The sequence below is a fragment of the Maritalea mobilis genome (assembly GCF_004363175.1).
Taxonomy (GTDB): domain Bacteria; phylum Pseudomonadota; class Alphaproteobacteria; order Rhizobiales; family Devosiaceae; genus Maritalea; species Maritalea mobilis.
This window is the reverse complement of the sequence record NZ_SNYR01000001.1, coordinates 1,566,250-1,592,500: the sequence shown is the minus strand read 5'-3', so window position 1 is coordinate 1,592,500 and position 26,251 is coordinate 1,566,250. Positions and strand designations below refer to the sequence as shown.

Annotated in this window: 26 protein-coding genes, 1 tRNA gene, 2 rRNA genes and 2 pseudogenes (1 of these 31 cut by a window edge); 16 read left to right on the top strand and 15 right to left on the bottom strand. The window is 51.2% G+C overall.

The genetic code is table 11. The annotated features are described in order from the left end of the window. From ATL17_RS07650 to ATL17_RS07640, 3 genes are all read left to right on the top strand, one after another. Positions 1-2,606: ribosomal RNA gene (locus ATL17_RS07650) — 23S ribosomal RNA — on the top strand (it extends 113 nt beyond the left edge of the window). Positions 2,607-2,705: 99 nt separating this feature from the next. Continuing rightward, positions 2,706-2,821 (top strand): 5S ribosomal RNA (gene rrf / locus ATL17_RS07645). A 95-nt stretch (positions 2,822-2,916) separates the two neighbouring features. After that, a complete protein-coding gene (locus ATL17_RS07640) occupies positions 2,917-3,309 on the top strand; it encodes a DUF1801 domain-containing protein (protein WP_133572137.1) in 393 nt (130 codons plus the stop codon). A 15-nt stretch (positions 3,310-3,324) separates the two neighbouring features. On the opposite strand, the gene ATL17_RS07635 is transcribed toward ATL17_RS07640, so the two are convergent. After that, positions 3,325-4,083, bottom strand: coding sequence for an alpha/beta fold hydrolase (locus ATL17_RS07635; RefSeq protein ID WP_166638933.1), 759 nt, complete (start codon positions 4,081-4,083; stop codon positions 3,325-3,327). Between the two features lie 83 nt (positions 4,084-4,166). Beyond that, positions 4,167-5,372, bottom strand: a complete 1,206-nt coding sequence (locus ATL17_RS07630; RefSeq protein ID WP_133572135.1) for an MDR family MFS transporter — start codon at positions 5,370-5,372, stop codon at positions 4,167-4,169. Between the two features lie 160 nt (positions 5,373-5,532). On the opposite strand from ATL17_RS07630, the gene ATL17_RS07625 reads away from it, so the two are divergent. Both ATL17_RS07625 and ATL17_RS17060 read left to right on the top strand, forming a co-directional pair. Beyond that, positions 5,533-6,288 carry a kinase gene (locus tag ATL17_RS07625; RefSeq protein ID WP_166638932.1) on the top strand — a complete coding sequence of 252 codons (756 nt, stop codon included), beginning with the start codon at positions 5,533-5,535 and terminating at the stop codon, positions 6,286-6,288. Positions 6,289-6,300: 12 nt separating this feature from the next. Continuing rightward, positions 6,301-6,444, top strand: a pseudogene (locus tag ATL17_RS17060) (flavin reductase family protein); the annotation flags it as partial. A gap of 56 nt (positions 6,445-6,500) precedes the next feature. Here the strand turns inward: ATL17_RS17060 and ATL17_RS07615 are convergent. Genes ATL17_RS07615 through ATL17_RS07605 form a run of 3 tightly spaced genes read right to left on the bottom strand, consistent with a single transcriptional unit; the run spans position 6,501 to position 9,224 of the window. Continuing rightward, positions 6,501-7,790: an ISL3-like element ISPpu12 family transposase gene (locus ATL17_RS07615; protein WP_133572133.1), complete on the bottom strand. Its 1,290-nt coding sequence runs from the start codon at positions 7,788-7,790 to the stop codon at positions 6,501-6,503. 21 nt (positions 7,791-7,811) lie between these two features. Then, positions 7,812-8,324, bottom strand: a complete 513-nt coding sequence (gene lspA / locus ATL17_RS07610; RefSeq protein ID WP_068518357.1) for a signal peptidase II — start codon at positions 8,322-8,324, stop codon at positions 7,812-7,814. Between the two features lie 3 nt (positions 8,325-8,327). Beyond that, positions 8,328-9,224 (bottom strand): cation efflux transmembrane domain-containing protein, encoded by an 897-nt coding sequence (locus ATL17_RS07605; protein WP_068518358.1) that lies wholly within the window; start codon positions 9,222-9,224, stop codon positions 8,328-8,330. Between the two features lie 95 nt (positions 9,225-9,319). On the opposite strand from ATL17_RS07605, the gene cadR reads away from it, so the two are divergent. The 3 genes and pseudogenes from cadR (at position 9,320) to ATL17_RS07590 (ending at position 10,721) form a co-directional block, all read left to right on the top strand. Beyond that, on the top strand, positions 9,320-9,727 hold the full coding sequence (gene cadR, locus ATL17_RS07600; protein ID WP_067605269.1) for a Cd(II)/Pb(II)-responsive transcriptional regulator: 408 nt from the start codon (positions 9,320-9,322) through the stop codon (positions 9,725-9,727). 101 nt (positions 9,728-9,828) lie between these two features. Then, positions 9,829-10,290 (top strand): annotated as a pseudogene (locus ATL17_RS07595) (flavin reductase family protein); the annotation flags it as partial. Positions 10,291-10,307: 17 nt separating this feature from the next. Further along, positions 10,308-10,721: a DUF427 domain-containing protein gene (locus tag ATL17_RS07590; protein ID WP_133572131.1), complete on the top strand. Its 414-nt coding sequence runs from the start codon at positions 10,308-10,310 to the stop codon at positions 10,719-10,721. Positions 10,722-10,735: 14 nt separating this feature from the next. Here the strand turns inward: ATL17_RS07590 and hpaD are convergent, their stop codons facing one another. Beyond that, positions 10,736-11,593: a 3,4-dihydroxyphenylacetate 2,3-dioxygenase gene (gene hpaD, locus ATL17_RS07585; RefSeq protein WP_133572130.1), complete on the bottom strand. Its 858-nt coding sequence runs from the start codon at positions 11,591-11,593 to the stop codon at positions 10,736-10,738. A 169-nt stretch (positions 11,594-11,762) separates the two neighbouring features. Here hpaD and ATL17_RS07580 point away from each other — a divergent pair, with 169 nt between their 5' ends. After that, entirely contained in the window at positions 11,763-12,431 is a 669-nt protein-coding gene (locus ATL17_RS07580; RefSeq protein ID WP_133572129.1) for a nucleotidyltransferase family protein, read from the top strand. Between the two features lie 273 nt (positions 12,432-12,704). Further along, positions 12,705-13,205 carry a hypothetical protein gene (locus ATL17_RS07575; RefSeq protein WP_133572128.1) on the top strand — a complete coding sequence of 167 codons (501 nt, stop codon included), beginning with the start codon at positions 12,705-12,707 and terminating at the stop codon, positions 13,203-13,205. A gap of 183 nt (positions 13,206-13,388) precedes the next feature. Here the strand turns inward: ATL17_RS07575 and ATL17_RS07570 are convergent, their stop codons facing one another. From ATL17_RS07570 to ATL17_RS07555, 4 genes are all read right to left on the bottom strand, one after another. Next, positions 13,389-14,528, bottom strand: coding sequence for a DNA alkylation repair protein (locus ATL17_RS07570; RefSeq protein WP_133572127.1), 1,140 nt, complete (start codon positions 14,526-14,528; stop codon positions 13,389-13,391). Beyond that, on the bottom strand, positions 14,528-15,037 hold the full coding sequence (locus tag ATL17_RS07565; protein WP_133572126.1) for a lysozyme inhibitor LprI family protein: 510 nt from the start codon (positions 15,035-15,037) through the stop codon (positions 14,528-14,530). The genes ATL17_RS07570 and ATL17_RS07565 overlap by 1 nt, the downstream gene beginning before the upstream one ends. Continuing rightward, the gene (locus tag ATL17_RS07560; protein ID WP_133572125.1) at positions 15,034-15,705 is read right to left on the bottom strand and encodes a DUF599 domain-containing protein; all 672 of its coding nucleotides are present in this window, start codon (positions 15,703-15,705) and stop codon (positions 15,034-15,036) included. Before ATL17_RS07560 ends, ATL17_RS07565 begins: the two co-directional genes overlap by 4 nt. Positions 15,706-15,805: 100 nt before the next feature. Beyond that, positions 15,806-16,396, bottom strand: a complete 591-nt coding sequence (locus ATL17_RS07555) for a TetR/AcrR family transcriptional regulator (protein WP_133572124.1) — start codon at positions 16,394-16,396, stop codon at positions 15,806-15,808. Between the two features lie 100 nt (positions 16,397-16,496). Between ATL17_RS07555 and ATL17_RS07550 the strand changes: the two genes are divergently transcribed. After that, a complete protein-coding gene (locus tag ATL17_RS07550; RefSeq protein ID WP_166638930.1) occupies positions 16,497-17,534 on the top strand; it encodes an alpha/beta hydrolase family protein in 1,038 nt (345 codons plus the stop codon). 20 nt (positions 17,535-17,554) lie between these two features. Here ATL17_RS07550 and ATL17_RS07545 read toward each other — a convergent pair whose 3' ends face one another. Beyond that, entirely contained in the window at positions 17,555-18,595 is a 1,041-nt protein-coding gene (locus ATL17_RS07545) for an aldo/keto reductase (protein WP_133572122.1), read from the bottom strand. 202 nt (positions 18,596-18,797) lie between these two features. Here ATL17_RS07545 and ATL17_RS07540 point away from each other — a divergent pair. Continuing rightward, positions 18,798-18,874, top strand: a tRNA-Met gene (locus ATL17_RS07540). A gap of 9 nt (positions 18,875-18,883) precedes the next feature. On the opposite strand, the gene ATL17_RS07535 is transcribed toward ATL17_RS07540, so the two are convergent. Both ATL17_RS07535 and ATL17_RS16885 read right to left on the bottom strand, forming a co-directional pair. Continuing rightward, positions 18,884-19,744 carry a YihY/virulence factor BrkB family protein gene (locus tag ATL17_RS07535; RefSeq protein WP_133572121.1) on the bottom strand — a complete coding sequence of 287 codons (861 nt, stop codon included), beginning with the start codon at positions 19,742-19,744 and terminating at the stop codon, positions 18,884-18,886. A gap of 15 nt (positions 19,745-19,759) precedes the next feature. Continuing rightward, positions 19,760-19,921, bottom strand: a complete 162-nt coding sequence (locus tag ATL17_RS16885) for a hypothetical protein (protein ID WP_166638929.1) — start codon at positions 19,919-19,921, stop codon at positions 19,760-19,762. Positions 19,922-20,113: 192 nt separating this feature from the next. Here ATL17_RS16885 and ATL17_RS07530 point away from each other — a divergent pair, with 192 nt between their 5' ends. Continuing rightward, a complete protein-coding gene (locus tag ATL17_RS07530; protein ID WP_166638928.1) occupies positions 20,114-21,082 on the top strand; it encodes an oxidoreductase in 969 nt (322 codons plus the stop codon). Here the strand turns inward: ATL17_RS07530 and ATL17_RS07525 are convergent. Together ATL17_RS07525 and ATL17_RS07520 are read right to left on the bottom strand one after the other, a co-directional pair. Further along, the gene (locus tag ATL17_RS07525) at positions 21,059-22,435 is read right to left on the bottom strand and encodes a phosphohexomutase domain-containing protein (protein WP_133572119.1); all 1,377 of its coding nucleotides are present in this window, start codon (positions 22,433-22,435) and stop codon (positions 21,059-21,061) included. The genes ATL17_RS07530 and ATL17_RS07525 overlap by 24 nt on opposite strands. Before the next feature lie 179 nt (positions 22,436-22,614). Then, positions 22,615-23,058 carry a MarR family winged helix-turn-helix transcriptional regulator gene (locus tag ATL17_RS07520; RefSeq protein WP_425462421.1) on the bottom strand — a complete coding sequence of 148 codons (444 nt, stop codon included), beginning with the start codon at positions 23,056-23,058 and terminating at the stop codon, positions 22,615-22,617. A gap of 97 nt (positions 23,059-23,155) precedes the next feature. On the opposite strand from ATL17_RS07520, the gene hmgA reads away from it, so the two are divergent. The 3 genes from hmgA to maiA are packed head-to-tail and all read left to right on the top strand — an operon-like array spanning position 23,156 to position 26,170. Continuing rightward, positions 23,156-24,496 (top strand): homogentisate 1,2-dioxygenase, encoded by a 1,341-nt coding sequence (gene hmgA, locus ATL17_RS07515; protein WP_133572117.1) that lies wholly within the window; start codon positions 23,156-23,158, stop codon positions 24,494-24,496. Continuing rightward, positions 24,496-25,509, top strand: coding sequence for a fumarylacetoacetate hydrolase family protein (locus ATL17_RS07510; RefSeq protein WP_133572116.1), 1,014 nt, complete (start codon positions 24,496-24,498; stop codon positions 25,507-25,509). Before hmgA ends, ATL17_RS07510 begins: the two co-directional genes overlap by 1 nt. Positions 25,510-25,525: 16 nt before the next feature. Continuing rightward, the gene (gene maiA, locus ATL17_RS07505; RefSeq protein WP_133572115.1) at positions 25,526-26,170 is read left to right on the top strand and encodes a maleylacetoacetate isomerase; all 645 of its coding nucleotides are present in this window, start codon (positions 25,526-25,528) and stop codon (positions 26,168-26,170) included. The last annotated feature ends 81 nt before the right edge of the window (positions 26,171-26,251 follow it).

The following is a 26,251-nucleotide window of genomic DNA, read 5'->3' as shown; positions in this document are numbered from 1 at the left end:
TCTGAATGGGGAAACCCGACCATTTAGGTCACCCGCAAGGGAGCTAACCTGGGGAACTGAAACATCTAAGTACCCAGAGGAAAGGACATCAACCGAGACTCCGTTAGTAGTGGCGAGCGAACGCGGACCAGGCCAGTGGCCTATATGTAAGAACAGGAATGAGCTGGAAAGCTCAGCCATAGTGGGTGATAGCCCCGTACTGGTAGAAAGCATATAGGTCCTCGAGTAAGGCGGAACACGTGAAATTCTGTCTGAACATGGGGGGACCACCCTCCAAGCCTAAGTACTCGTGTGCGACCGATAGTGAACAAGTACCGTGAGGGAAAGGTGAAAAGCACCCCGACGAGGGGAGTGAAATAGTTCCTGAAACTGGATGCCTACAAACAGTCGGAGCCCGCAAGGGTGACGGCGTACCTTTTGTATAATGGGTCAGCGACTTAATTTAACATGCAAGCTTAAGCCGTTAGGTGTATGCGTAGCGAAAGCGAGTCTGAATAGGGCGTTGAGTATGTTGGATTAGACCCGAAACCAAGTGATCTAGCCATGGGCAGGCTGAAGGTGAGGTAACACTTACTGAAGGGCCGAACCCACTTCTGTTGAAAAAGAACGGGATGACCTGTGGCTAGGGGTGAAAGGCCAATCAAACTTGGAAATAGCTGGTTCTCCGCGAAATCTATTTAGGTAGAGCGTCAGACGAATACTCCAGGGGGTAGAGCACTGGATGGGCTAGGGGTCCCCAACGGATTACCAAACCTAACCAAACTCCGAATACCTGGAAGTAATATCTGGCAGACACACTGCGGGTGCTAAGGTCCGTAGTGGAGAGGGAAACAGCCCTGACCTACAGCTAAGGTCCCAAAGTCATGGTTAAGTGGGAAAGCTTGTGGGAATGCATAGACAACCAGGAGGTTGGCTTAGAAGCAGCCATCCTTTAAAGATAGCGTAACAGCTCACTGGTCAAGCGTTCCTGCGGCGAAAATGTACCGGGGCTCAAACCATGCACCGAAGCTTAGGGTTTGCACTTTGTGCAAGCGGTAGCGGAGCGTTCTGTAAGTCTGCGAAGGGATACCCGTGAGGGGTCCTGGAGGTATCAGAAGTGCGAATGCTGACATGAGTAGCGATAAAGAGTGTGAGAGACACTCTCGCCGAAAGTCCAAGGGTTCCTGCGCAATGCTAATCAGCGCAGGGTTAGTCGGCCCCTAAGTCGAGGACGAAAGTCGTAGACGATGGGAATCAGGTTAATATTCCTGAACCTGGTGGTAGTGACGAATTTGCAGGTCTGTCAGTCCTTATCGGATTGGTTCTGGCAGTGAGCAAGTTCCAGGAAATAGCTCCACCGTTAAGACCGTACTCTAAACCAACACAGGTGGACAGGTAGAGAATACTAAGGCGCTTGAGAGAACTATGCTGAAGGAACTCGGCAAATTGCACGCGTAACTTCGGGATAAGCGTGACCCTTTTGTAGGCAACTACAGGAGGGTGGCACAGACCAGGGGGTGGCGACTGTTTACTAAAAACATAGGGCTCTGCGAAGTAGCAATACGACGTATAGGGTCTGACGCCTGCCCGGTGCTGGAAGGTTAAAAGGAGATGTGAGAGCATTGAATTGAAGCCCCAGTAAACGGCGGCCGTAACTATAACGGTCCTAAGGTAGCGAAATTCCTTGTCGGGTAAGTTCCGACCTGCACGAATGGCGTAACGACTTCCCCACTGTCTCCAGCATAGACTCAGCGAAATTGAATTCCCCGTGAAGATGCGGGGTTCCTGCGGTTAGACGGAAAGACCCCGTGCACCTTTACTATAGCTTCACACTGGCATTCGTGTCGGCATGTGCAGAATAGGTGGTAGGCTTTGAAATAGTGACGCCAGTTGCTATGGAGCCGCAATGTGAGATACCACCCTTATCGTCATGTATGTCTAACCGCGGCGTAACAGCGTCCGGGACAGTGTGTGGTGGGTAGTTTGACTGGGGCGGTCGCCTCCCAAAGAGTAACGGAGGCGCGCGATGGTGGGCTCAGACCGGTCGGAAATCGGTCGTCGAGTGCAATGGCATAAGCCTGCCTGACTGCGAGACTGACAAGTCGAGCAGAGACGAAAGTCGGTCATAGTGATCCGGTGGTCCCGCGTGGAAGGGCCATCGCTCAACGGATAAAAGGTACGCCGGGGATAACAGGCTGATGATGCCCAAGAGTCCATATCGACGGCATTGTTTGGCACCTCGATGTCGGCTCATCGCATCCTGGGGCTGGAGCAGGTCCCAAGGGTTTGGCTGTTCGCCAATTAAAGCGGTACGCGAGCTGGGTTTAGAACGTCGTGAGACAGTTCGGTCCCTATCTGCCGTGGGTGTAGGAATGTTGAGAAGAGTTGCCCCTAGTACGAGAGGACCGGGGTGAACAGATCTCTGGTGGACCTGTTGTCGCGCCAGCGGCATAGCAGGGTAGCTATATCTGGACGGGATAACCGCTGAAAGCATCTAAGCGGGAAGCCTCCTTCGAAACTAGCATTCCCTTGAGAGCCGTGGGAGACCACCACGTTGATAGGTCAGGTGTGGAAGCGCAGCAATGTGTGAAGCTTACTGATACTAATAGCTCGATTGGCTTGATTGTTCTCATTAATCAATGTCCGTACATCTCAAAACATAACGAACATCATCAACTAGGTTCGCCTAGTCATCATATTTAACTTCACGCTTTGCTTTTTGCCGACTTGGTGACTATAGCGAGGTGCTCAGAACACGATCCCATTCCGAACTCGAACGTTAAACACCTCAGCGCCGATGGTACTTTGTCTTAAGGCATGGAAGAGTAGGTCGTCGCCAAGTCCGCTAAAAGCAAAGAATGTCTCATACGATGTAAATTATTTAAAAACCCCACTCGCTAGAAATAGCAAGTGGGGTTTTTGTATTAGGGGGGGAGTATGCAGGAAACGGTCAGGGTTAAGTTTGATGGGTTTGATGCAGAATTGCGTGAGCACTTGTTGGGTTTGCGTGAGCTGATCCTTAAAGTTGCTGCAGAAACACCCGAAATTGGTGAGCTAATAGAGACACTTAAGTGGGGTGAGCCCTCTTATCTGCCGTGGAAGAAGAATGTGGGCACTACGGTGCGGATTGGGGCGTCGAAGCTGAAGGACTATGCGCTCTTCGTGCATTGTCAAACGACCCTGATTGATGATTTTCGGCATATGTTTCCCGATGAATTTTACTATGAAGGCAATCGGGGGATACACTTTGAATTTGGTGCGCCGTTGGATCGGGAGCGGCTTAAGTTATTGATTGGCAATGCGCTTACCTATCACTTGCGTAAGGCGTAGGACTTAGATTATCCGCTAATGCTGTGCTGCAGCTTCAATGGTTCTGATGACAATTTGCGGCGCATCAAGTGGGATCATATGCCCGCTTTTCTCAACTATAATTTGCGATGAAATTTTAGAAAGTTTTAGCAAATTCTGCTGAGATTTTAGCCAATTTTCAGAGAGATTCTGTCCCCGTGTCAAAATGGTGACGGGCATCGCCAAGTTTGGCGATAAGGCTGCTTCAAATTTTTCTGCGTCGATGGGTTCGTTGCCCGTCGGCACGTCTTTCCATTCTTTGACATTTGTTGCCGCGCGAAAGCCGAGCGTTTCACTCAATGCATCGAGTAAAATGATGTGTTTGATCCGCTTGGGTTGAGATTGTGCGATGTGGCGGGCGGTGTACCCACCGAATGAATGGCCAACGAGGATCAGCTGATCGTTGGCATTTACCGCAATCATTAGGGCTGCGATGTGTTTGGCGAATGTTTCGGGGCCATAGGATGATGCTGAAGGGCTTTTGCCAGCGCCGGGACGATCATAGCGGCAGACATGATGTGTGCGTGCCAGTTTGGGGAAGACTTTGTCCCATGTGGTGGAGTTTGCATTCTTGCCTATCCCATGTTCCAACCAAATTGTCGTGCCACTTTCTCTTGGGCCCGCGCATTCAATATGAATGGACCAGTCTTCCACTTGAATGCGCTGGGGTTTAGCTGGTGCGCTGCAGGCGCTTAGTTGCCAGAGCATGGCGATGAGAAATGGTGCTTTTACCCAGCGAAATTTATTGGCCTGCATGTTTGGTTTTTCTTCCCTTAGTTGGTTGAAGAAGTCATACATGTTGCGATGGCATATTTTATGACGCTTGAGATGTTCTTTGGTCAATTTTCGAGTTGGCCGCCTTTTAGTTTATTGGCGCTGTAATAGAGGACGGCGACGAATAGGGTCAGCATGGTCATGGTCAACCATAAGGCCATGCCGCCAAATTGATGCAGCAAGAAACCACCAAATACGGGCGCGAAGACGAAGCCGAAGCTGGAGAGAGACGAAGCGCCGAAATAGGAACCTTTGAGATGTTCCGGGGCGAGCCGATCGACAATGATATTTAGGGTGGGGAAGAGGATTGCCTCCCCAACGCTGAGCACGAACATGGCGATGATCAACCAGATCCAAGGATCTGTTGGGGCAATGGCGAAGCCGAAAAAACCACCTGCGAAAAAGATAACGCCAGACATGGCGCGCAAGAATGGCGACCAGTTTTCCATCAGTTTCAGCAATGCAAACTGTAAGATGATGATGGTGGTGCCGTTGATCAGAATGAGTGTTGCATAAAGCTCTGTGAGTTCTGGCACGCTCATCTGCCGCAGATATTGCACGAGACCGGCATCAATTTGTCCATAGCCGACAAACCCGATGAAAGAAGCAAAGACGAACAGGAGGAAAGCTGTGTCTTTACCCAAAACCGAAAGGGCGGCGGAGAACTTGATTGGATCGCCCTGCTTGGTGCGCTTGAGCGGCTTTTCTATATTAAAGATGTAAGCCGCGGCAGCGAAATAGAGAATGTAGAGCCCTGACACAAAAAGGAAGGTGCTTTGCTGGCCAGTTGCGCCAGCAAAGGTGCCGAGCAAGGGACCAGTGGCTGCGCCCACATTCAACATGAAATAGCGGAAGTGCAGGGCCATGTCTTTGACCTTGCGGTCGCTGACCATGTCGGTCATCAAGGCCTTGCCGGGGTTTTCGACCATGCCGCGGCCGAATGATTGCAACAAGGTGCCTGAGAACAAGACCAGAAGGCTATCGGCGACGCCGATGATGCCGAAGGCAACAATGTTGAGAAATAGCCCAACCAGAATAATTTTGCGCCGACCCACAGTGTCGGACAGATAGCCGACATAGAACCCGAAAATAACCCCCACAGCGGCGGAGCCTGACAGAAACGCGCCGATCTCAAATTCGTTGAGCCCAAATTTGTCGTGCAGGATGATGGCCAAGAAGGGCCATACCATAAAGAGGAAAAAACGTGAGGCAAAGGTGGCGAGAATCAAGAGCCAAATGGTCTTGTTAAATTCTTTAAGAGCGGCAAACATTTATGAGCTTTCGGACAGCGTATCGTAAGGTGTAGTCTAGGTTGGATGATCACTATGTGCGCAGAAATATTTTGATGCAATAAGAAAAGTTGAGTTTAAAAAGACACAAATGGATCGAGCTACAATCCTTCAAAAATTAATCTCACACTATAAGGCTCTGTTGAATGACACTTCTTGCCAATTTGCAGGCTTGGCGGGCGGACAGGGGATTGGCAAAAGCTATCTGTCTCACCAGTTAAAGGCGCAGTTTGGCGAAGATTTGTTGGTGCTGAGCCTTGACGATTTTTACCTTACCAAAGCGGCGCGAGAAGAACTCGCGGTGCAGGTGCACCCGATGTTGGCAACGCGGGGTGTGCCGGGCACCCATGATCTGGATTTGCTGAGACATTTGATTGATCGGCTTATGAAAGGTGAAATGGGAGATGGCATTGCATTGCCCCATTTTATTAAAGCGCATGATGACCGTGCAGCGAAAGCCGATTGGCAACTGGTGACGCAAGCACCCAAGCTGATTTTGCTGGAAGGATGGTGCGTTGGTGCTCAACCGCAGACGGAAAGTGCATTGGCGACGCCGGTCAATGCGTTGGAAGAAAGCAAGGATGAAGCGGGGCAATGGCGTGCCTATGTGAATGCGCAACTGCACGCGCATTATCTGCCAATATGGCAGCGCATGGCGCATATTTGCTATTTAAAGCCCCTATCATTCTCGCAGATTTTTGATTGGCGTTGGCAACAGGAAATTGGCAATTTGGCGGAAATTGGCCAAGCGCCCCAAGATGATGATCGCGAGCGGATCGCGGTGTTTATTCAACATTATGAGCGTATTACGCGACAGATGATGGCGCAGCAGACTGCCTTTGACATGGTGATTGAAGTGAGCGGTGCTGAGCGTGCGTGGCAATTGATCAAGGGCTAAAGGGAGATTGAGATGACATTCCATTCTTACAATCCACAAGATGGACATGGGCTTAAACATAATCCGTTTAAAGCTTTGATCTCGCCGCGGCCTATCGGGTGGATTTCGTCGCGCAGTGCTGAGGGGATCAACAATCTTGCGCCCTATTCCTTTTGGGTATTCGGATTAAATGGTTGATGGGGTGCTCTTGCCCCACCTACTCGGTACCACCCTCAGATGGTTGATAGATCGACCCCGTAGTTGAGCTCCTCTGCGAAGTCCGGTAGTCCGTAACCGATGGTTTTCTTGTAGAACGGAGAGACCTTCGCAGTGGGTGCCTTCTTTTTGTGCTTCGTGGTGTAGAGCATTCGTGCCCGCATCACCTCGAAGGAGTAACCACGCCCTTCACGGTTCTTGTCTTTGGCCAGTCGGTTGATCGACTCCGTGTAAGCGTTGGTGACGGGCATGTCCGTCTCGAAGTAGGTCATGATCTCTTCGCGCCAGTTGCCCACAGCCCTGACCAGATCGCTCCAGACTTCCTTCTGGCCTTTCGGAATGGTGGCTATCCACTCGTCCAGGGCGGCTTCTGACTGGGGCCGTGTGGTGGCGTCCCAGATGCCGTAGAAGCGTTCCTTGTGCTCGTAGGCGGCCAGCAGTTGCGGGAATGCGCCTGTCCAGGTCTCCATGATCAGCCGTTCCCCATCTGAAACTTCGTGAGCGCGTTTCAGCAGGATCTTCCGGTCGCCCTTGAGGGTTCGGCTCTGGGAGGGTTTCAGCTCCTTTCTGAGGCCCTTGCGCACCTTCTCCAGGGCATCGTTGGCCATGCGCACCACATGGAACTTATCGACCACGATGCGGGCCTGTGGCAGCACGGCCTTGACCGCTGCCCGGTAAGGGTTCCACATGTCCATGCTGACGATCTCGACCTTCTGGCGGTCTTTCAGCTTCATCAGGTAGTTGGTCACCACGTCCTGACGGCGGGTAGCCAGCAGGTCGAGCAGGGTTCGCTCCTCGATGTTGGTCAGGATGCAGCGGTAGCGCTTGTTCAGGTACAGCTCGTCGATGCCCAAAATGCGGGGCGTCTCGAAGCGGTGCCAGCGCCCCAAGAACTCGGCGCGGGCGTTGAAGATGTCGCGTACCGTCTTCTCGTCCAGACCTGTCTGTGCCGCCACGAAGGTGTAGGGGTGGTTGAAGGATTCCTTCTCCACGTATTCATGCAGCCGCAGCGTCATACGGAAGCCGTCCACCATCTCCGGTAGCTGGGGCCTGAAGGTTGTCTTGCAGGCCCGGCAGGTGTACCGGCGGCGGACCACCCAGAGGGTGACCCGCTTGCCGTGGATGGGCAGATCACGATAGGGAACATCACGCTTGCCGAACCGCACGAACTCACCCTGCACGCCGCATTCCTCGCAAGCGACGGGATCGGGCGCGTCCACCTGGAAGTGCATTTCGTCGTCGGTTGATTTGCAGCCCAGTACTTGGTATTGCGGCAGGTGAAGAATGTTGTCGGGAAGTTCGGTCATGGTGTTGTATAGGCGAAGGTGTCAGTCAGATCCATCCGACTCGGCATTGGTGTTTGTTTTTTTACCCAAAAAGCTGCCGGAAACGAAAAGTAAGGCACCGAGGACAATTGCAATATCAGCCAGGTTGAAGGCCGGCCAATGCCAGTCTCGCCAATAGAAATCAAAGGAATCCACAACATAGCCACGAAAGACCCGGTCAATCAGGTTGCCCATGGCGCCACCGAGGATAAGACTGTAAGCGATGGCTTCTCCTTTATGACGATTTTCAAGGATCAGCTTGATCAGAAAAATCGAGACCGCCACCGCGATCCCGATAAAAAAGTAGCGCTGCCAGCCTCCACCATTCGCAAAAAGACTGAATGCGGCACCGGTGTTCCATAGGTGCACCCAGTTAAAGAACGGGGTCACCGAAACAGACTCGCCATAGGCCATTGATTGCTGCACCAGCCACTTTACAGCCTGATCAGACGTTGCCAGCAGGCCCGATATGGACAACAGGGCGTACGGCGAGAGCTTTTTGCCAATAATGAGCATTATTTAACCCTTGAGCGCCAGAATGCGCCTGGCACCGTTAAGCACGACGAGCCCCGCGATGGTGCCGATAATTAGATCCGGATAATTGGAACCGGTCCACGCGACCAGGGCGCCGGCGGTGATGACCCCCAGGTTGATCACCACGTCGTTGGCCGAGAATATCCAGCTTGCCTTCATGTGCGCCCCGCCCTCCCGATGTTTGGATATGAGCAGCAGACAACTGGTATTGGCAATCAATGCGACGAATGCGATAGCCATCATCACCAGCGATTCAGGCTCACTACCGAATACAAAGCGTCTCACCACCTCTATGAGTACGCCCACAGCCAAGATCAGTTGCAGTACACCAGCAACATGCGCGGCACGTAACTGCATTCTCACGCTATGTCCAACCGCATAAAGGGCGAGCCCGTACACGGCCGCATCGGCGAAATTGTCCAGGGACTCTCCAATCAGGCCGGTGGACTGGGCGATCAGGCCGGCTGTCATTTCCACTACGAAAAGGAGTGCATTGATGCCGAGCAACCAGCGCAGAGTCCCGGATTCTTGCGTGGCAGAGGCTGCCGAGAACTCGGCCGCCTTGATGGTCTCCGGATCGGCAGCGACGCTTTCCTGAAGCGAGGCGCCTAGCTCCAAGGTCTTCAGTTTCGAGGTGACGGGCTCGACCTCACCGTCATGCACGACCTTCACCCGGCGGTTCGACAAGTCGAAGGACAGTGCCCGAATCCCCTCAACGCCGTTCAGGGCCAGGCGAATCATGCGCTCTTCTGATGGACAGTCCATCTTCGGCACGGCATAAACACTGACCCATTCCCCCGACGCATCGGAGGAGGCCTGCATATCGGTATCCGCCGCAGGCCTTGCATCGTCGCCACAGGGGCCTCCGCAGTTTTTACTCATGATATGACTCCACTTGAATGTGATCGGGCTTTCATTTAAAACTATATAGTAGCTATAAGGTCAATAGCGTAGAGAATCCGTTGCGGAGGAACCCGATGCGTATTGGTCAGTTGGCACAGTCAGTAGGGGTAGATACACAGACGATCCGCTTCTACGAACGGCAGGGCTTGTTGCCGCCGCCTGATCGGCAGGAGAACGGTTACCGTGTCTATACCGAGAAACACGTTGAGCGGCTGGCCTTTATTCGTCGCTGCCGCATCCTGGATCTGTCACTGGCAGAAATTCACGAACTACAGCGCTATCAGGACGACCCTCATCAGTCCTGTACCGCCGTCAATGCTTTGCTCGATGATCACATCTCTCATGTGCGCTCGCAGATAACCGCTCTACAGGCGCTTGAGAAACAACTCGTTTCACTAAGAGCGCGTTGCAACGATGACCGGGAAGTTAAGGCGTGTGGGGTTCTTGCTGGAATTAGCGAGGGAAGCATGCATCAGCAGTAGGTTGGAGTACCAACCAGATAATCCGATGAGATGTCGGTTTGCCTCACTCTCATGCAAAGGTAAGATCAACCATTTAATCCGTATACCCTTCCTTTTTCAATGCATTGAGTGAGGCACCGCCTTTGCTTGGCTTTTCGTCCTCGGGGCGCAAGGATAGTTTGCGCAATATAGAGGCGACAGGTGCGTTTGTGCATAATGTGGCTGGGCAAGAATTGGTGACGCAGATGAACGCCAGCAGCGCCCCTTATGATCATGAAATAAGCGAGATTGAAATGCTTGGCTTGGCCACGCTGCCCGGTGATGTGGTGGATGTGCCGCGCTTGGCGGAAGCGCCGGCTTCGTTTGAATGTAAGCTGGTGGACATCCGGCAATTGGAAGATCACAAGGGCGCCAAACTTCAGAACTATCTTATCATTGGTGAAGTGGTGCGCGTGCATATTCAGGAGCGCTTTATCCAAGATGGTATGATCGATGAAGCGGCGCTGGCTGCGGTTGGTCGGTTAGGCTATTTCAACTATGCAGCGGTGAGCGATATTTTCGCGCTGGCGCGGCCAACGCTTTAAGCTGACAGGGGGCGAGCATGGCAGAAACACAAGATGATTTGACGGTTGAGCTGACCTTAAAAGGTGTTGCGGCGCGGACGGATGAGCCACGGCATTTTATGCGGGTTCAGCCTGTGGGGGCCCATGTGGAGATTATGTTGGGTGAAGATCAATTGATTGCCACCGACAATGCGGTGTGGTTGCAGGAGGTGGGCAAAACCCTTTATCCGCCTGTTATCTATGTGCCGCAAGATGAGGTGATCGTGCCGCTGAAGCAGCTGGACAAGCAAACTCATTGCCCGCTGAAAGGGGATGCCAGCTATTTCGCTTTTCGCGACGAGGAAATTGGCTGGGCTTATCATGACCCCTTTGCGTTTTCCGACCTCATTAAAGGCTATATGGCGTTTTGGCCGAATAAAGTGCGGGTGGTGATCACGCCTCAATCGGCGTGATCATGTTTGTCGGTCTAATCATCGAGTGAAAAGACAACATTTGTTTGACCGGTGCCTGAGCTTGGGAAATAGTCGGTGATGATTTCGCCCTTGCCCTTATATTTGTCCCAACCTAAAGCGGCGAACAGCATAACCGTGTCGTGCATATCGCCTTCGCCGTCGCAAAATTCGGCATAGTCTGGCAGCATTTTCAAGAAGGTTTCAATGTCGCCTTGTTGCAATAGCTCCAGCACGCGCAAGTCAACCTGGCGATTGAACTCGCTGGAAATGGTGAAGGTGCCATTATTTTCCGCATAGATGTCATTGGGCCAAATATGGTGCGACAGCGAGCCTGACGCGATGAGCGCGACATTGCTGTCGCTTTTGGCGATGGCTTCGCCGATCGAAGCCCCAAGGGTGCGGGTGGAGGCATGGCTGTGCACCGTGCACCAGGCGGCAACGGACACCACTTTCAAGGCTTTATCCTCATTCATATAGCGCATGGGGACCAAGGTGCCATATTCCAGATCAAGCGACTCGACCTGATGCGATAAGGTGTAGACGCCATTATTGGTGGCGGTTTCGGCCATCAAATTACCAAGCGCGGCATTGCCTTCATATTCATAGTCGAGATCTTTGATGAATTGCGGGAATTCATGGCTGGCAAAGGTGCCCTTAAAGTGGTGATTGGCATTGATATGATAGCCTGCATTGACAAGCCAATGGGTGTCTAACACCACAAAAGTGTCAGCCCCAGCCTCGCGAGCGCGGCGGCCAATTTCTTTGTGCCCCTCAATGGCCGCTTCGCGACAACCTTTCAACGGGCCGTCCATTTCTGACAGCAGCATGGTTGGCACATGTGTGGTTTTGGCAGCCAGTACGATCTTACCCATTATTCCCTCCATTTATTTAACATGCTAAATATTATAGAGCCGCGTGGGCGTTCTGCGTTGATCCTGATCAAAATTTTCAAATGAAATTAACATGTGAAATAAATGTAGCGCAGAATTTTGTACCAATTTTGTTCTTTTTGGTGGCGGAGGAATCGGGTAGGTTCGCCGCATGACTTACTTCAAATTTGCAGATGCGACATTGGATGAGCAGGCCGCATTGATTTTTTCAATGTGCCGCGAATTCGGGCCGCTTTATGATTATTTTGCGCGTTTGCGCGACATGAATTTGCCGGATGCGTGGATCGTTTCTGGCGCAATTTATAATAATGTTTGGAATTATCTCACTGACCGCCCGGCCATGCATGGCGTGAAGGATGTCGACATCTTTTATTATGATGCCGATGCGATCACCTATGACGAAGAAGATAAAATCATCAGCGATGCGGAAGCGATTTTTGCGGGAATGCAAGTGCCCGTGGAGGTGCGCAATCAGGCGCGTGTGCATCTATGGTATCCGGCACATTTTGGATTTGACTATCCCAAGCTGGACCATTCGCGTGAGGCGATTGATCGCTTTGCTTGTACCACCCATTCGGTGGGCATGCGGCTGAACGATAAAGATCAATTTGAGCTTTATGCCCCTTATGGTTTGAAGGATATTTTTTCGTTCAAGCTGATCCCAAACTATAATTTGCCGAACAAGGAAACTCATCTCAATAAGGGAGAGCGGCTTTGCGCTCTTTGGCCAGAGCTGCATCTGGAGCCTTGGGTTGATGATGTGCCTGCCGAGTTGGTGCCGCAACCTGACGGATCAATTCACCTGGTGGAACAGATTTAGTTTTTCTCCGGTAAATCCTAAAAATATTCGCGTTGTTGGTTGCGCTGTGATGCGCATTGGGGTACTGAATTTATGTTATTAACAAATAAGTTAATTATTTAATTTTGTGAATATAATTTTGCGTGAATATGCTTTCTTTTTTGCGTTGCTGATGATCGTGATTTGGCTGGCTCTATAGCCAGTTTATCTGCCAATTTAGGCGGTGCAGAAATCAAATATCAATGCGGATAAATGGTTGTTTATTGCGTGAGTATTTTTAAGTGAGTTGTACTTATGAGAATTTTTGCAGTTGTTTTGGCAATATTGGTATTGGCCGGCTGTAGCAGTGCTGCCACGCGCACCGGGGTAGAAATTGAACAAAAAGTGGATGAAACCAGCTTTATCTCGGCAAAATCGGAAGTGGTGGCCATATCACTGCCAGAGGCTCGCAAGGTTATGAGTGAGATCAAATCTTGCTATGATGGGTACACGCGCCGAGTGGATGTGCCGGGGACCATGAGCAATGGCGTGCCGATGACAAAGGGCTCATTTGTCATGGAATTCAAAGCAGAGATCACAAATGAAGATGGCCGAGAACGTCTTGTGGTGTGGAAGCAAGACCATGGCGTTCTTCAGCTGACAGATAAAACAAGGGGCTTTATTGTAATGTCCTCGACCCAGTTGGAGGCTGCAGGCGAAGGCACCAAGGTGACAAGCCACCATGTCTTCCAATATGGGTTCATTCATGACCGATTGGTGCAATGGATGCAGGGTGACACCAGCAAATGCTTCTAAATGCCTTGGATGCTTTATTTTCAAGCTGATTGAAAGCCAGGCTTTACGGATAACTCAAAACCATTGGCTGTTAGATTTAAAGCAAATTTAACAGCCATCTTTTACATTGTTTTTTATGAGTAATGTAATGCGTGAATCTTTTGCCTTAATCGGACTTCTTGTTGTTGTTGTTTGGCTTGCGTTTTAGGCCGTAGCATCCATTTTCAACAAAAATTCCTTTGTGCCGAGTGACTGCCCGTTGAGCAGCAGCTCTAGCTTATGCTCTCCGGGATAGAATTTGCGGGTTGTGATCGGCTTGATCGCAACCGTTTTCTCGCCGGTCAGTGGTGCATCCCCACTCACTTTTCCTGTGCTGAGCTTAAAGACTTTTGGTGCCAGCTCGCCATTCGCTTTTTTGAAATGAATGGCGAAATCCAAAATGTAAGGATGCTGCGCAGCGTCGCTTGGCGCGAGGTAATATGAGAATATCAGGGCGGTGCCAAATTCGACCTGTTTCGTTTTGATTTCAAAATCAGATTTGGCGAGATTGATTGGCTTGTAGCCTAAGGCGGCCAAGGTTGGCGGATGACCGTTTTTGATTAGTGTGCGGCAGGCGTGGCGCACCAAACGTTGGCGATTTTTATGGGCGCCCTGCATCCAGTTGGTCGCGATTTCGGCGATGAGATCTGGTTGATTTTTGGCAATATCGTTGAGATTGTTGGCCACTGAGCGGCGCACATATTCGGTTGGATCGTCTTTGAGTTTTTCAAGGATCGGGAGAATGGGCGCGGGGTCTTTGACGAATTGATGCAAGCGTATGCCCCAGGGCAGCAGCGGGCGGCAACCTTCGGACGCTAAGCGGCGCACATGGGCGTTCTCATCTTCAGCCCACAAGGCGAAGGTTTTCATGGTTTCGACAGGGTTTTGCGCGATGAAAGGCCGTACGGCGAATTCGGCGCTGAAACGTTTGGTCATTTCTTTCAGCAACGGCGCGGCTTTTGGCCAATCATCAATGCCGATCTCGGTGACAAAATCGCAGAAAGGCATTAGGGCAAAGCCATTGAGACCTTCTCGATCATTGCTGGTGGTGCCGCCATCAATTGGTGCTTCTGGTCCAAGGGCGTTCAGCAGGATTGGGGCGACGCGATCCAGGTCGTTGGGCAAGGTTGCCAGCAATGCTTTTTGGATTTGCTGGCTGCGTTGTTTCAGTTCATTTTCTTCATGATTGATGCTGGCGATCTCGACAAACTTGTTTGCATCAAAATCTGCGGATTGTGCTGACAAGATTGCGGCCATTTTTTCAATGACGGTAATGGAGAAGAAGTTTTTAAATGGCTCGACCATTACATCATCGACATATCTAGAATGTTGCTGATTTCGGCGGCACGTTGTGCGGTTGTGTCGAGCATGCAGCCGGCAAACGCGGTGCTGCGCATGGTGCCTTCGCCCCAATAATTATAATGGAATGCGCATGAAGCGTCGCGATAGGCTATCCATTTGCGCTGGGCATCGCGCAAATCTTCAAACTGGGATGGTTGAAGCACCTGTTTTAGATTTTGATAATTGATGTTCAAAATGCTGTCCCACCAAGAATGTTCGCGCATGATGCAGGCAGACATGCCCATGGTGGTCATGCCGCCTTCTTCCTCTTCCATACATACATTGGAGGCCGCGCCGACACATTCGATTAGCGTATGTTCCTCACCTTGCAGATTGAGATCCGTGACGGCTTCCCAGCAATTTTGCATTTGGATTTCGTCGGCGGTGGTGAATTGATTGTCTTGCGCAAAAGCATTGGTGGCCAAAATCAAAATGAGGCTCACCGCGCCAAATAATTTCGAAAGAATGGTCATGAATGATCCTTGGGTTGTGGCAAGCGCGAAATGGCGTGATGCGATTTTGACATAAATTCGCGGTGCAGAATGAAAATGAATGTGAGTATGGCCAAGGCGATGCCGATTTCTGCCGAGATAAACCAGCCAACATTGGCGATGGAAAAATAATAGGCACGAATGCCATTGTTGAAATAGCGCGCGCCCTGTGCGTTCAGCTGGGCCATCGCTTCGGTTTCTTCAGGGTCCGCTGTTTCGCTATGATCGGCGGCGCCAAGTAAGATGCAGAAATGATTGAACTGACGTAGCGACAGTGTGAAGGACAAAAAGGCGAGCACAACCATCACCAGCATGATGATGAGATGCAATTGATATTCGCCCATGGAATAGGCACCACTGACCTGCACAGTGCGCAGCGCGGGCAGCAACTCGTTGAGCTGGCCGAAGATGGCGAACATGGCCAAAATCAACAATACAGAGCTGGAGGCAAAGAAGGACACCGAATTCATGATGTTGCCAGTGAGAATGGCGTCAAACGGTGTGTCGCGTTTCACGGCATTGGCCACCCAGCGAAAGCGCTGATGGATCATCAATTGGGTGATGGAGGGACGGAAGCGACAGAATTGGTCCGATACAAACCCGTAGCTAAGCCAAAACAAAAGCGGCAATAGCGTTGAGAGAAGTGACATATTGACCAGCGCCCCCTATGCAATCGAACAGTCTCTCACGATCATAACTAAAATTATGTGCGTGGCGAGTGCTTTCTGGTCGATTTGGCGGCACCCAAAACTAAAAAAGTTGCCGGAGTGCATTGCGCATTGATTGCTCGAGCGTTTTACGCGGAGGCAGGTCACCACTGGCGGCGCGCGCGGTGATGCCATCTAGCAAGGCGAGGAAGATAAAGACGTTGCCTTCAAGTGGTTGGGACTTGGCAAATAGGCCCGCTTTTTGTGATTGGGCAAAAATACTGTGCAGGGCGTCAGCAAATTCCTGATCAATATGATCAAATGTTTCTTTGAGGGCAAGATTGTTTTCTGCTTCAGCGCTGATGGCGAGCATAAGGCGTGCATAATCCTGATCCAAAATTTGATCTAGGATTTCTGACGTTGCCTCTTCCAACGCTTTAGCAGGGTCTTTGGCCTGCTGCAGATAGGCGATCAGCTCCGCATTGCTGTTTTTTTCCTGCGCTGCGATGGCTTCAATGATGGATTGTTTGGACGGGAAATATCGATATAGCGCACCGGGGCTGATTTCGCCCTGTTGGCAAATTTGCTGCATGGATGTTTTGTGAATGCCATGCTGAATGAAACAGGTTCGTGCGGCCTCCAATATTTGCTGGGTGCGCCGCTCATGCAGGGCATTATCTTTTTTTCGCGCCATCTCGACCTCATTTAAAGAATAATCATTCTATAAATTGTGCTTGCCAAAATCTCAAGTCGTGATAATTGTGCGAACGATTATTCTGTGAATGGAGTTTTTGATGATGTCTCGCCGCTTTTCGCTTGGCGCTAGCGCTCTAGTGGGAATTGTTCTGGTTGTTGCCGCCTTTATATTTTGGCTGCCAGATGCCAGCTATGCCACAAAGCCAATCACCTTCACATTTCGGGGCGCGCAAATAAGTGGCCAAGTGGCGCTGCCTCATGAAAAGCAGAAGCAAGAGACGGATTGCCTTGTGTTTGTGCATGGGGATGGTGAAATGGATGCAACAGCACTTGGCTATTTCGATCCTTATTTCAGTCAGTTTGCAGAACGCGGTTGGTGCAGCTTTGCATGGGACAAGCCGGGGATTGGTGGATCTGAAGGGGATTGGCTAAACTATTCAATGGAAGATCGGGCGGCGTTGGTGGAGGCTGCCATAGATGCATTGCGTGCCGAGACGGGATTGCAGATTGGCCGCGTTGGGCTGATTGGCTTTTCACAGGCCGGATGGGTGATGCCCAAAGTGGGTGTCGCGGCAAAGAATATCGATTTTATCGTTTTTGTATCGCCCGCGGTGAATTGGATGGCGCAATCTGATTATATGACCCAATTGCGCCGCAGCTTTGAGGCAGACCCTAAAGACAAGATGGCTGACGAAGCTAAACTGGATACGCTGATCAATGAAGGTGGGCGCTATGAGGACTTTATCGCTCTAAGTGAACGCAGCGCATATATTTCTGCTGACTATTTTTCAAAAGCGCGTTGGGAGTTTGCTGTGCGCAATGCCCATGCTGACCTGAGCGAAGATGTTCGACGTTTGAAGGGCGTGCAGGTGCTTTTGATGCTTGGCGGACAGGACGGGCAGGTGGATGCTCAGGAAAGTGCTGCAACATTCAAAGAGCTGCTGCCAGCAGATCAGTTGACCCTTCACATGTTTGATGAGGCAGGGCACAGCATGGTGCCGGTTGCGGAGCGCAAGCCGATGAGTGGCACTGATGGGTTGTGGCTGTTGGGCAAAGTGATGTTGTGGGGCAGTGAAGCTTTTGTGGATGGATATTGGGCGACGCTCAATGAGTTTATCGCCGCCCAATTTGAATAGGCTCGTGACGAGCAGCCAGCCTAGATTGGCATTGGATATTGCCGGTAGATTTCGGCAATGCCATCCATCACTTCTTTTGAAAGCTCAACATCTTTGGCCGCGATGTCGGTCTTAAGCTGTTCCATACTGGTGGCCCCAATGATCACAGAGGTCATAAATGGTCGTGTGAGGCAGAAGGCCAGCGCCATTTGGCACACATCCAAACCATGTTTTTCAGCCAGCGCCATATAGGCGCGGATAGCAGGCTCAGAATGTGTTGAATTGCGATAGATGGTGCTTTTGACCAAATCACCACGGGTGCCCTTGGGCACATTGCCATCCAAATATTTACCGGAGATTGCGCCAGCAGCCAAAGCAGAATAGGCCAACAACCCTACTTGTTCGTGGTGCGCAACTTCGGCCAAATCATGGTCGAAATAGCGCCGCAACAAGCCATATTCATTTTGAATGGAAACCATGCGTGGCAGCCCATGCTCTTCTGCCAAATTCAGATATTGCATGGTGCCCCAAGCCGTTTCATTTGACAGGCCCACATGGCGGATTTTGCCATCACGCACCAATGCATCCAATGTTTCCAACACTTCAAGCATATTGGCTTTTTCGCTTGCGGTATCTTGATTGCTTGGATCGTAATCGAAACCTGTGTTGAAGTGGTAGTGACCGCGGTTGGGCCAATGCAATTGATAGAGGTCGATATAGTCCGTTTGCAGCCGGGACAAGCTGCCTTCTACCGCGCGGCGAATGGCGCCACCTGTGATGGGTTCACCATCACGAATCCATGGCACGCCTTCGCCCGCAACTTTGGTGGCCAATACCACTTTGTCGCGCTTGCCGGATTTTTTGAACCAAGTGCCAATATATTCTTCGGTTAGGCCTTGGGTTTCTTCTGTGGTTGGCACCGCATAAAGCTCTGCTGTGTCAAAGAAGTTGATGTCTTGATCGAGAGCATAATCCATTTGCTCATGGGCTTCTTGTTCGGTGTTTTGTCGGCCCCAGGTCATGGTGCCCAAGCAGATTTCGCTCACCTTGATATCGGTGCGCCCGAGTCGATTGAATTTCATATGATTTCTCTTTTTTTCGCAGGGATAATATAGCCTAAACTAGAGCGAAAATGCTGTGCAAGTCGCGATAAAGGCAATTGCCGAAATTTTTTTTGAAATATTCTGTCATTAACCCTTCACAAACGGAAGAATCCCCCCTATATAGGCGCTGTCTTTGATTGACATTGAGCATTCGAAACAATGTTGATTTTCATGACTTTGTCGCGGGGTGGAGCAGCCCGGTAGCTCGTCAGGCTCATAACCTGAAGGTCGCAGGTTCAAATCCTGCCCCCGCAACCAATTTTCCCGTCATTTATGCTTGTTGTGTACCAGTGATTTCTGGTGCAGCGTTTTGGCGTATTCTGCGCCGAGCAGGAAAACTGCGCTGGAATAAAACACCCAAATCATCAGCAAAATGATCGAACCTGTAACGCCATAGGCGGAGCCGGGTTCGACCCAGCTGAAATATAGCCCCATGCCATATTCGCCGATCATAAACAAAGTGGCGGCCAGCAGTGCGCCCGGCAGCACATGCGCCCAGCTGATCAGTTTATCTGGCAGCATGCGTAAGATCACCGCGAACAAGAGTGAGATGATGATAAGCGACAGGGTGAGATTGATGCTGTGGGCAAGCACGGCAAACATATCTGGCAAATGGTCAATCAGCCAATCGGTAAGCGAGCTGATCGCTGATGTGATCACAAGCGAAATCGCCAGTACGAACAGTACGCCAATCATCACCGCGAAGGATATAAAGCGCCGCAAGATCAGAGCGCGGAAGTTTGAGACTTCTCGGTCGTCCACGTCCCATATGTAATTGAGGGCTTTTTGCAATTGTAGGAACAGCCTTAGGGCAGCGTAGATCAAAACGGAGCCGGCAAAAATGAAGGGCAACAAGCTTTGCTCGCTCGGGGCGGTGTTGGCCACAATGGTGCGGAAGGTTTCAGCGGCATCTTGTCCAAAATTGGCGCGCAAGAATCCGAACACTTGGCCGCGCACCGCATCTTCCTGCATAAAGATGGACGCCAGTCCCAAATATAAAATGATCAGCGCTGGAAATGAGAAAATGGTGTAATAGGCCACCGCCGCACTCTGGGTGAACGGGTCATTGTTCCACCAGCGGGCGATGGCCGTTTTCAAAGGGAATATGCGCGTTTTCGCAATCGACATGTGAGCGCTAGCGCATCATTTTTTGCTTTGGTCGGATTTTTTCAGCTTCGCTTCTTCATCCGCTTCTTTTGTTGTGCCCGGCGTCCAAGATGGGGGATCACTTGCGGGAAAGCTATCATCCAACTGGTCGTCGATTTCTTCTTGAGTGCGCTTATTATTCTTTTTCTTGTCGGTCATGGCACCCTCCTTTCTCACTTAAACAACGCTATCTGCTTGAAAAAGTTCCTTATCGCTGCGCTACCCATGGGTGAATTTCGGCCATTCATTTCATGATTGCCAATCGCAGAGCAGATGTGGAAAACTGATCTCAATGATTTTGTGATTTTCAATTGGGTCTGCGGCGGCGCAGTTGGGGTTAAAGGATATATTATGAGCACGCAGCTTTTGCCGTTTGGCAAGAAGGGCTGGGATTATGGTCGGGTGCCGGATTTGGCGGGCCGACATTATGCCATTACCGGGGGAAATAGCGGGTTAGGATTTGAGGCGGCGAAGATGTTGATCCGCCGCAATGCCCATGTGACGATTTTTTGCCGTCACGAGGGACGGGCGGAAAAAGCTGTCAGCGAGCTGGCGGAGTTTCGTAGCGTTAACGCGAAGATTGAATATGAATTGATGGATCTGGCTGACCTCAATTCAGTGCGTGCGGCGGCGGAACGGTTTACGGGCTGGCACGAAAAGCTGGATGGGTTGATCAATAATGCTGGCCTGATGATGGTGCCCAAGCGTGTGCTGACCAAAGATGATTTTGAGCTGCATATGGGCGTCAACCATTTTGGGCATTTTCTATTTTCGGCCTTGTTGTTTGACCTGATCAAAAAGGCGGATGGGCGTATTGTCAGCGTGTCCTCAGTGGCGCACCGTTGGGGCGGTGAGGCGATCAACTTTGATGATCTGAATTGGCATGAGAATTACACGCCCATGGGCGCCTATGGTCAAAGCAAGTTGGCCAATATCATGTTTATTTTGGAGCTTAACCGCAAGCTTTCTGCCGCAGGGCGAGAGCCTTGTGGTTATTTGTGCCATCCCGGCTATGCGGCAACCAATTTGCAGCGCACCGGCCCAAGCTTTTTGACGCGTATGGGGCTGGAAGTGATGAATGTTTTGTTTGCCCATTCACCATTCCATGGGGCAAAGTCGCAAGTGTTGGCGGCAACTGATCCGGAGGCGCAGCCGGGGCTGTTTTATGGCCCAACCAAAATGCGAGGGCTTTCCGGCCCTGTAGGTGTGACGCCGATCTCGCATGCGGCGGGCAATGCGGAAGCTGCCGCCCGTTTGTGGAACGTGTCAGAAGAACTGACAGGTGCGCGGTGGGATTTAGCCGCGAATGAGACTGGATAGCAGATTCGTTTTTTCTTTCAGAAGCGCTGTGTTGCCCCGTGTTTCGAGATTGAGGCGCAGCAACGGCTCTGTGTTTGAGGCGCGGATGTTGCAACGCCATTCGTCAAACACCAAACCCAACCCATCAATATCTTCTACCTGATTGGCTTTGCTGGCCAATTCGTCTTCGATCTTTTTGATAGTTGTGGGTGCATCCTCAACGGTGAAATTGATTTCGCCGGAGCAGGGGAACTTTTCAATGCGGGCCGCGACCATATCTTTCAGGCTGGTGCCGGACTGGCAGATTTCGGCCACGATGGTGAGCCACGGCAACATGCCTGTGTCACAATAAGCGAAGTCTTTGAAATAGTGGTGCGCGCTCATTTCGCCACCGTAAATGGCATCATTGTCGCGCATGACTTTTTTGAAGAAAGTGTGACCAGTGCGGCAGGCAATGGGGGTGCCGCCAGCAGCTTCAATTTGGTCAATGGTGTTCCAAGTGAGGCGCGGATCGTAAACAACTTTGCCGCCGCCATTTTGGCGCACAAGGGTTTGTCCGATTAGGCCGACGAGATAATAGCCTTCCACGAAGGTGCCTTCGTGATCATAGAAGAAGCAGCGGTCGAAATCGCCGTCCCACGCGATGCCGAGATCTGCGCCTTGGGCTTTAACCGCGTCGGCAGCGCGTTGGCGCTTTTCGGGCAGAAGCGGGTTTGGGATGCCATTGGGCAGGCGACCATCTGGCTCATTATCGACCTTGATAAATTCGAAAGGCAGATGTGGTTCAAGCAGATCAATGATCGGTCCCGCGCAGCCATTGCCGCCATGGGCAACAATCTTGAGCGGCTTAAGGTCAATGCCATCAATCTGTTTTAGCAAGCGTTCAATATATAGATTGCGGTCCAGAGTTGGTTCCGCTTTGCCGCGGGCTTCATAGGTGGTCACCGCTTCAAATTCACTGTCGCCCATCACCAGTTTTTCCAGCGGGCCGAGCGTGTTTTCCTGCGTAGCGGCGGTGGCGCCTTTGAGCACGATTTTGATGCCATTATAGCTATCTGGATTGTGGCTGGCGGTGACCATTAGGCCCACATCTGCATCCATTTGGGCGGTGTGGAAATAAACTTCTTCTGTGCCGCAGCGGCCAACCGGGTGTACATTGACGCCGCTATCTTGCAAGCCTTGCTGCAATGCTGCGGCAAGTGGGCCGCTATCCATGCGCATATCATGGCCAACAACTACTTGCTTTGGCGCAAGGTGGGCGGCAACGGCCTGCCCGAAACGATAGGCAAATGGCGTGTTGATTTGGGTCGGGATCATGCCGCGCACATCATAGGCTTTAAAGGGCGAACCAAATTTATTTGCTGCGCGTGACATAGGGACCTCTTTGTTTGTTTTTTCCGGCTTATCGCGTGCATCTTAATGTGAGATGAACCCGGCGCTATTATGTCCGGTCGCGTGACAGAATTATTATGGCAATTGTTTAAAATAAGGAAACAAACATATATGCCTGCCGGCGGACGGTTCACGCCGACAGGGCTTTGCGTTATACTAATTTATTGTGGATCAATAAGTGTTTCGATTGCTTCCAAGCTGGTTTCGAGTGCGCTTGTGTTGGCGGCACCAAGTGCACCGTAAATTTGATCTTGGAAGGTGCGGGCCACGTCCGATAGTTCCATATAGGCTTTTTGGCCTTGCGTGGTGAGCTCCAAATGTTCAACGCGACGGTCGTTTTGATCAACAGTGCGTTTGAGCCAACGGCGCTGTTCCAACGTGAAAATGGCGCGTGAAACTTTGGTTTTGTGCATGGATGAATGTTGGCAAATCTCTTTGGCGGTGATGTTGCCAAATTGCCCGATAGTCGCCAAAGTCCGCCATTCAGGACGGGTCATGCCGTAGCGCTTTTTATATTCTAGAGCGAATCGCTGCGATACTTTTTCAGCCGCTTGGTTGAGACGATAGGCGATGAATTTTTCCAGCGGTAAAACCGCCTCACTGATGTTGTTCTGGTCCATTTTGTTCCTCCCCTTATTGTTAGTTACATAGTCCATCGTTACATATGCAACAAATTTTTAGTTTAAATGGAGACCGTCAATCATGAATGATAAGGTTAACAGTGTGTCTAATCAACTAAGCTATATGCCTGGTTTCGGCAACGACTTTGAAACCGAGTCATTGCCCGGCGCTCTGCCACAGGGGCAAAATAGCCCGCAAAAGTGCGCATACGGCCTTTATGCGGAGCAATTGTCTGGTTCTCCGTTCACTGCGCCGCGTGGCACCAATGAGCGCTCTTGGCTCTATCGGATTCGCCCAAGTGTGCGGCACACCACACGGTTTAAGCCGGTGAAATTGGATTATTGGAAATCAGCACCGCACAATCCTGATTGCGAAATGCCGATTGGCCAAACACGCTGGGACCCTGTGCCCATGCCAACCGAGCCAACCACTTTTATTGAAGGCGTGCGCACCATCACCACGGCGGGCGATGTGTTCACCCAAGTGGGCATGGCCAGCCATGTTTATGTGGCGAACAAAAGCATGGAAGATGATCACTTTTTCAATGCGGACGCTGAATTGCTGGTGGTGCCGGAAGTGGGCACGCTGCACATCTTCACTGAAATGGGCAAAATGGACGTGGCGCCGGGTGAAATTTGCGTGTTGCCACGGGGCATGATTTTCAAAGTTGGCGTTGATGGTGCCAGCCGCGGCTATATGTGCGAAAATTATGGCGCGAAATTCACGCTACCAGACCGGGGGCCGATTGGCGCAAACTGCTTGGCCAACCCGCGGGATTTTAAAACCCCAGTTGCCGCCTTTGAAGAAAAAGAAACAGATTGTGCTGTGTATGTGAAATGGTGTGGCAAATTTTACCGCACGGAGATTGGCCATTCGCCGCTAGATGTGGTGGCCTGGCACGGCAATTACACGCCGTATAAATATGATCTTTCAACTTATTCGCCAGTTGGCGCGATTTTGTTTGATCATCCTGATCCGTCAATCTTCACCGTGTTGACGGCGCCTTCAGGCGAAGAAGGCACGGCGAATATCGATTTTGTGATTTTCCCGCCGCGCTGGATGGTGGCGGAACATACGTTCCGGCCGCCTTGGTATCATCGGAATATTATGTCTGAATTTATGGGGCTGATCCATGGTCAATATGATGCCAAGGAAGAAGGCTTTGTGCCAGGCGGGATGAGCCTGCACAATATGATGCTGCCCCATGGGCCAGATGCAATGGGCTTCGAAAAAGCGACACATTCAGAGCTTAAGCCCATGAAACTTGAAAATACGATGGCCTTTATGTTTGAAACAAGGTTCCCGCAGCTACTCACAGAATATGGCGCGAATCTTGAGACCATTCAGGACAATTATATTGATTGCTGGAAAGGCTTGAAAAAGCACTTTAACGGCACACCAGAAGGAGATTGGGACGAATAATGAAGCTTGCAACATTAAAAAACGAAACGCGTTATGGCGAATTGGTTGTGGTGAGCCGCGACCTGAAAAAATATATCTCCGCAAGCTCAATTGTTGGCACCATGCGCGAAGCGCTGGACCATTGGGACGTGCACGCGCCGCAGCTGCAAGCCCTTTCTGATCAATTGAATGATGGCGATGTGGCAGGCAAAGATTTTGATCCGCATCAAGCGATGGCGCCATTGCCAAATCCAAGCCAATGGGCCGATGGCTCAGCCTATGTGAACCATGTGGAATTGGTGCGCAAAGCCCGTGGCGCTGAATTGCCCGCGAGCTTTTGGGAAGACCCACTCATGTATATGGGCGCGGCTGATGCCATGTTGGGTGCCCATGATGATGTTGAAGTCGGCTCTGAAGATTGGGGCATCGACATGGAAGCCGAAATTGGCGTGATTTGCGACGATCTGGAAATGGGACTTTCTCCCGAAGCGGCGGCCGACAAAATCAAATTGCTGGTGCTGCTCAATGATGTGAGCTATCGCGCCTTGATCCCCGGCGAGTTGGCGAAAGGCTTCGGCTTTTTCCAATCTAAAGGCGCAACTGCCTTTGCCCCCGTCGCGATCACCCCAGATGAGTTGGGCGAAAACTGGAATGATGGCAAAGTGCATCGAGACATGCTGGTGCATTATAATGGTGATGCTTTCGGCAAAGCCAATGCGGGCGTTGATATGACGTTCAATTTCCCGAAATTGGTGTCGCATGCGGCCAAAACCCGCCATGTGGCGGCTGGGGCAATTATCGGTTCTGGCACTGTGTCGAACAAAGATAGTGATGGCACCCCGGGCAAGCCCGTGAAAGACGGTGGTTTGGGCTATAGCTGCATTGCGGAAATCCGCATGATTGAAACTATTGATGAGGGCAAGCCGAGCACCTCCTTTATGAAATTTGGCGATCAGGTGCGCATTGAAATGAAGAATGATGATGGTTCATCTATCTTCGGTGCGATTGATCAGAAAATCGTCAAGTTCGGCTAAGTAAGGGAGCGCCAATATGTCTGACATTACGCTTTATGATTATTGGCGCTCTTCCGCTGCCTATCGGGTGCGCATTGCCTTGGGGCTGTGCGGGCTGGATTTTGACAGCGTGTCGATCAATTTGCTCGAGGGCGAGCATAAGGGTGAAGCGCATTTGGCGCGGAACCCGCAAGGCTTTGTGCCTGCCCTTGAGATTGACGGACATATGATGACCCAGTCTGTGGCCATCATCGAATATTTGCATGAAATGCATCCCGCAGTGGGATTGCTGCCCGCCACGCCGTTGGATCGGCAACGGGTGCGCGCGCTTTCGCATGCCATCGCGATGGATATTCATCCCGTGTGCAATTTGAGCGTTGCGGCCTTTGCCAAATCAATTGCCGCCAAGCCTGATGAAATGCCTGTGGCATGGTTCCATAAATTTATTGGGGCAGGGCTGGCATCTTATGAGCGCATGCTCGAACAAAATGCACCCAGCGACTTTTCGTTTGGCGATGTGCCGACCATGGCCGATATTTGCCTTATGCCGCAGCTATACAATGCGCGCCGCTGGGAGGTGGATTTAACCGCCATGCCACGCATTTTGGCGGTTGAAGAAAATTGCAACCGGCACCCGGCGTTTCAAGCCGCGCATCCGGATCAATTTGCGCCCAAGGGGTAGCGTGCCCATTTTGACCAATGGGCCTTCCGCACGACGCAGCGGTCATCCCGGATTTCGTCCGGGATCCAGATGTGAATTTCA

Coding starts and splice junctions, on each gene's coding strand:
- hmgA (WP_133572117.1), top strand. CDS start 23,156: ATGAATGATAAGGTTAACAGTGTGTCTAATCAACTAAGCTATATGCCT.
- ATL17_RS07630 (WP_133572135.1), bottom strand. CDS start 5,372: ATGTTTGCCGCTCTTAAAGAATTTAACAAGACCATTTGGCTCTTGATT.
- ATL17_RS07575 (WP_133572128.1), top strand. CDS start 12,705: ATGAGAATTTTTGCAGTTGTTTTGGCAATATTGGTATTGGCCGGCTGT.
- ATL17_RS07570 (WP_133572127.1), bottom strand. CDS start 14,528: ATGGTCGAGCCATTTAAAAACTTCTTCTCCATTACCGTCATTGAAAAA.
- ATL17_RS07580 (WP_133572129.1), top strand. CDS start 11,763: ATGACTTACTTCAAATTTGCAGATGCGACATTGGATGAGCAGGCCGCA.
- ATL17_RS07635 (WP_166638933.1), bottom strand. CDS start 4,083: ATGCAGGCCAATAAATTTCGCTGGGTAAAAGCACCATTTCTCATCGCC.
- ATL17_RS07545 (WP_133572122.1), bottom strand. CDS start 18,595: ATGAAATTCAATCGACTCGGGCGCACCGATATCAAGGTGAGCGAAATC.
- ATL17_RS07640 (WP_133572137.1), top strand. CDS start 2,917: ATGCAGGAAACGGTCAGGGTTAAGTTTGATGGGTTTGATGCAGAATTG.
- ATL17_RS07590 (WP_133572131.1), top strand. CDS start 10,308: ATGGCAGAAACACAAGATGATTTGACGGTTGAGCTGACCTTAAAAGGT.
- cadR (WP_067605269.1), top strand. CDS start 9,320: ATGCGTATTGGTCAGTTGGCACAGTCAGTAGGGGTAGATACACAGACG.
- ATL17_RS07565 (WP_133572126.1), bottom strand. CDS start 15,037: ATGACCATTCTTTCGAAATTATTTGGCGCGGTGAGCCTCATTTTGATT.
- ATL17_RS07530 (WP_166638928.1), top strand. CDS start 20,114: ATGAGCACGCAGCTTTTGCCGTTTGGCAAGAAGGGCTGGGATTATGGT.
- ATL17_RS07560 (WP_133572125.1), bottom strand. CDS start 15,705: ATGTCACTTCTCTCAACGCTATTGCCGCTTTTGTTTTGGCTTAGCTAC.
- maiA (WP_133572115.1), top strand. CDS start 25,526: ATGTCTGACATTACGCTTTATGATTATTGGCGCTCTTCCGCTGCCTAT.
- ATL17_RS07555 (WP_133572124.1), bottom strand. CDS start 16,396: ATGGCGCGAAAAAAAGATAATGCCCTGCATGAGCGGCGCACCCAGCAA.
- ATL17_RS07535 (WP_133572121.1), bottom strand. CDS start 19,744: ATGTCGATTGCGAAAACGCGCATATTCCCTTTGAAAACGGCCATCGCC.
- lspA (WP_068518357.1), bottom strand. CDS start 8,324: ATGCTCATTATTGGCAAAAAGCTCTCGCCGTACGCCCTGTTGTCCATA.
- ATL17_RS07525 (WP_133572119.1), bottom strand. CDS start 22,435: ATGTCACGCGCAGCAAATAAATTTGGTTCGCCCTTTAAAGCCTATGAT.
- ATL17_RS07615 (WP_133572133.1), bottom strand. CDS start 7,790: ATGACCGAACTTCCCGACAACATTCTTCACCTGCCGCAATACCAAGTA.
- hpaD (WP_133572130.1), bottom strand. CDS start 11,593: ATGGGTAAGATCGTACTGGCTGCCAAAACCACACATGTGCCAACCATG.
- ATL17_RS07605 (WP_068518358.1), bottom strand. CDS start 9,224: ATGAGTAAAAACTGCGGAGGCCCCTGTGGCGACGATGCAAGGCCTGCG.
- ATL17_RS16885 (WP_166638929.1), bottom strand. CDS start 19,921: ATGACCGACAAGAAAAAGAATAATAAGCGCACTCAAGAAGAAATCGAC.
- ATL17_RS07510 (WP_133572116.1), top strand. CDS start 24,496: ATGAAGCTTGCAACATTAAAAAACGAAACGCGTTATGGCGAATTGGTT.
- ATL17_RS07550 (WP_166638930.1), top strand. CDS start 16,497: ATGATGTCTCGCCGCTTTTCGCTTGGCGCTAGCGCTCTAGTGGGAATT.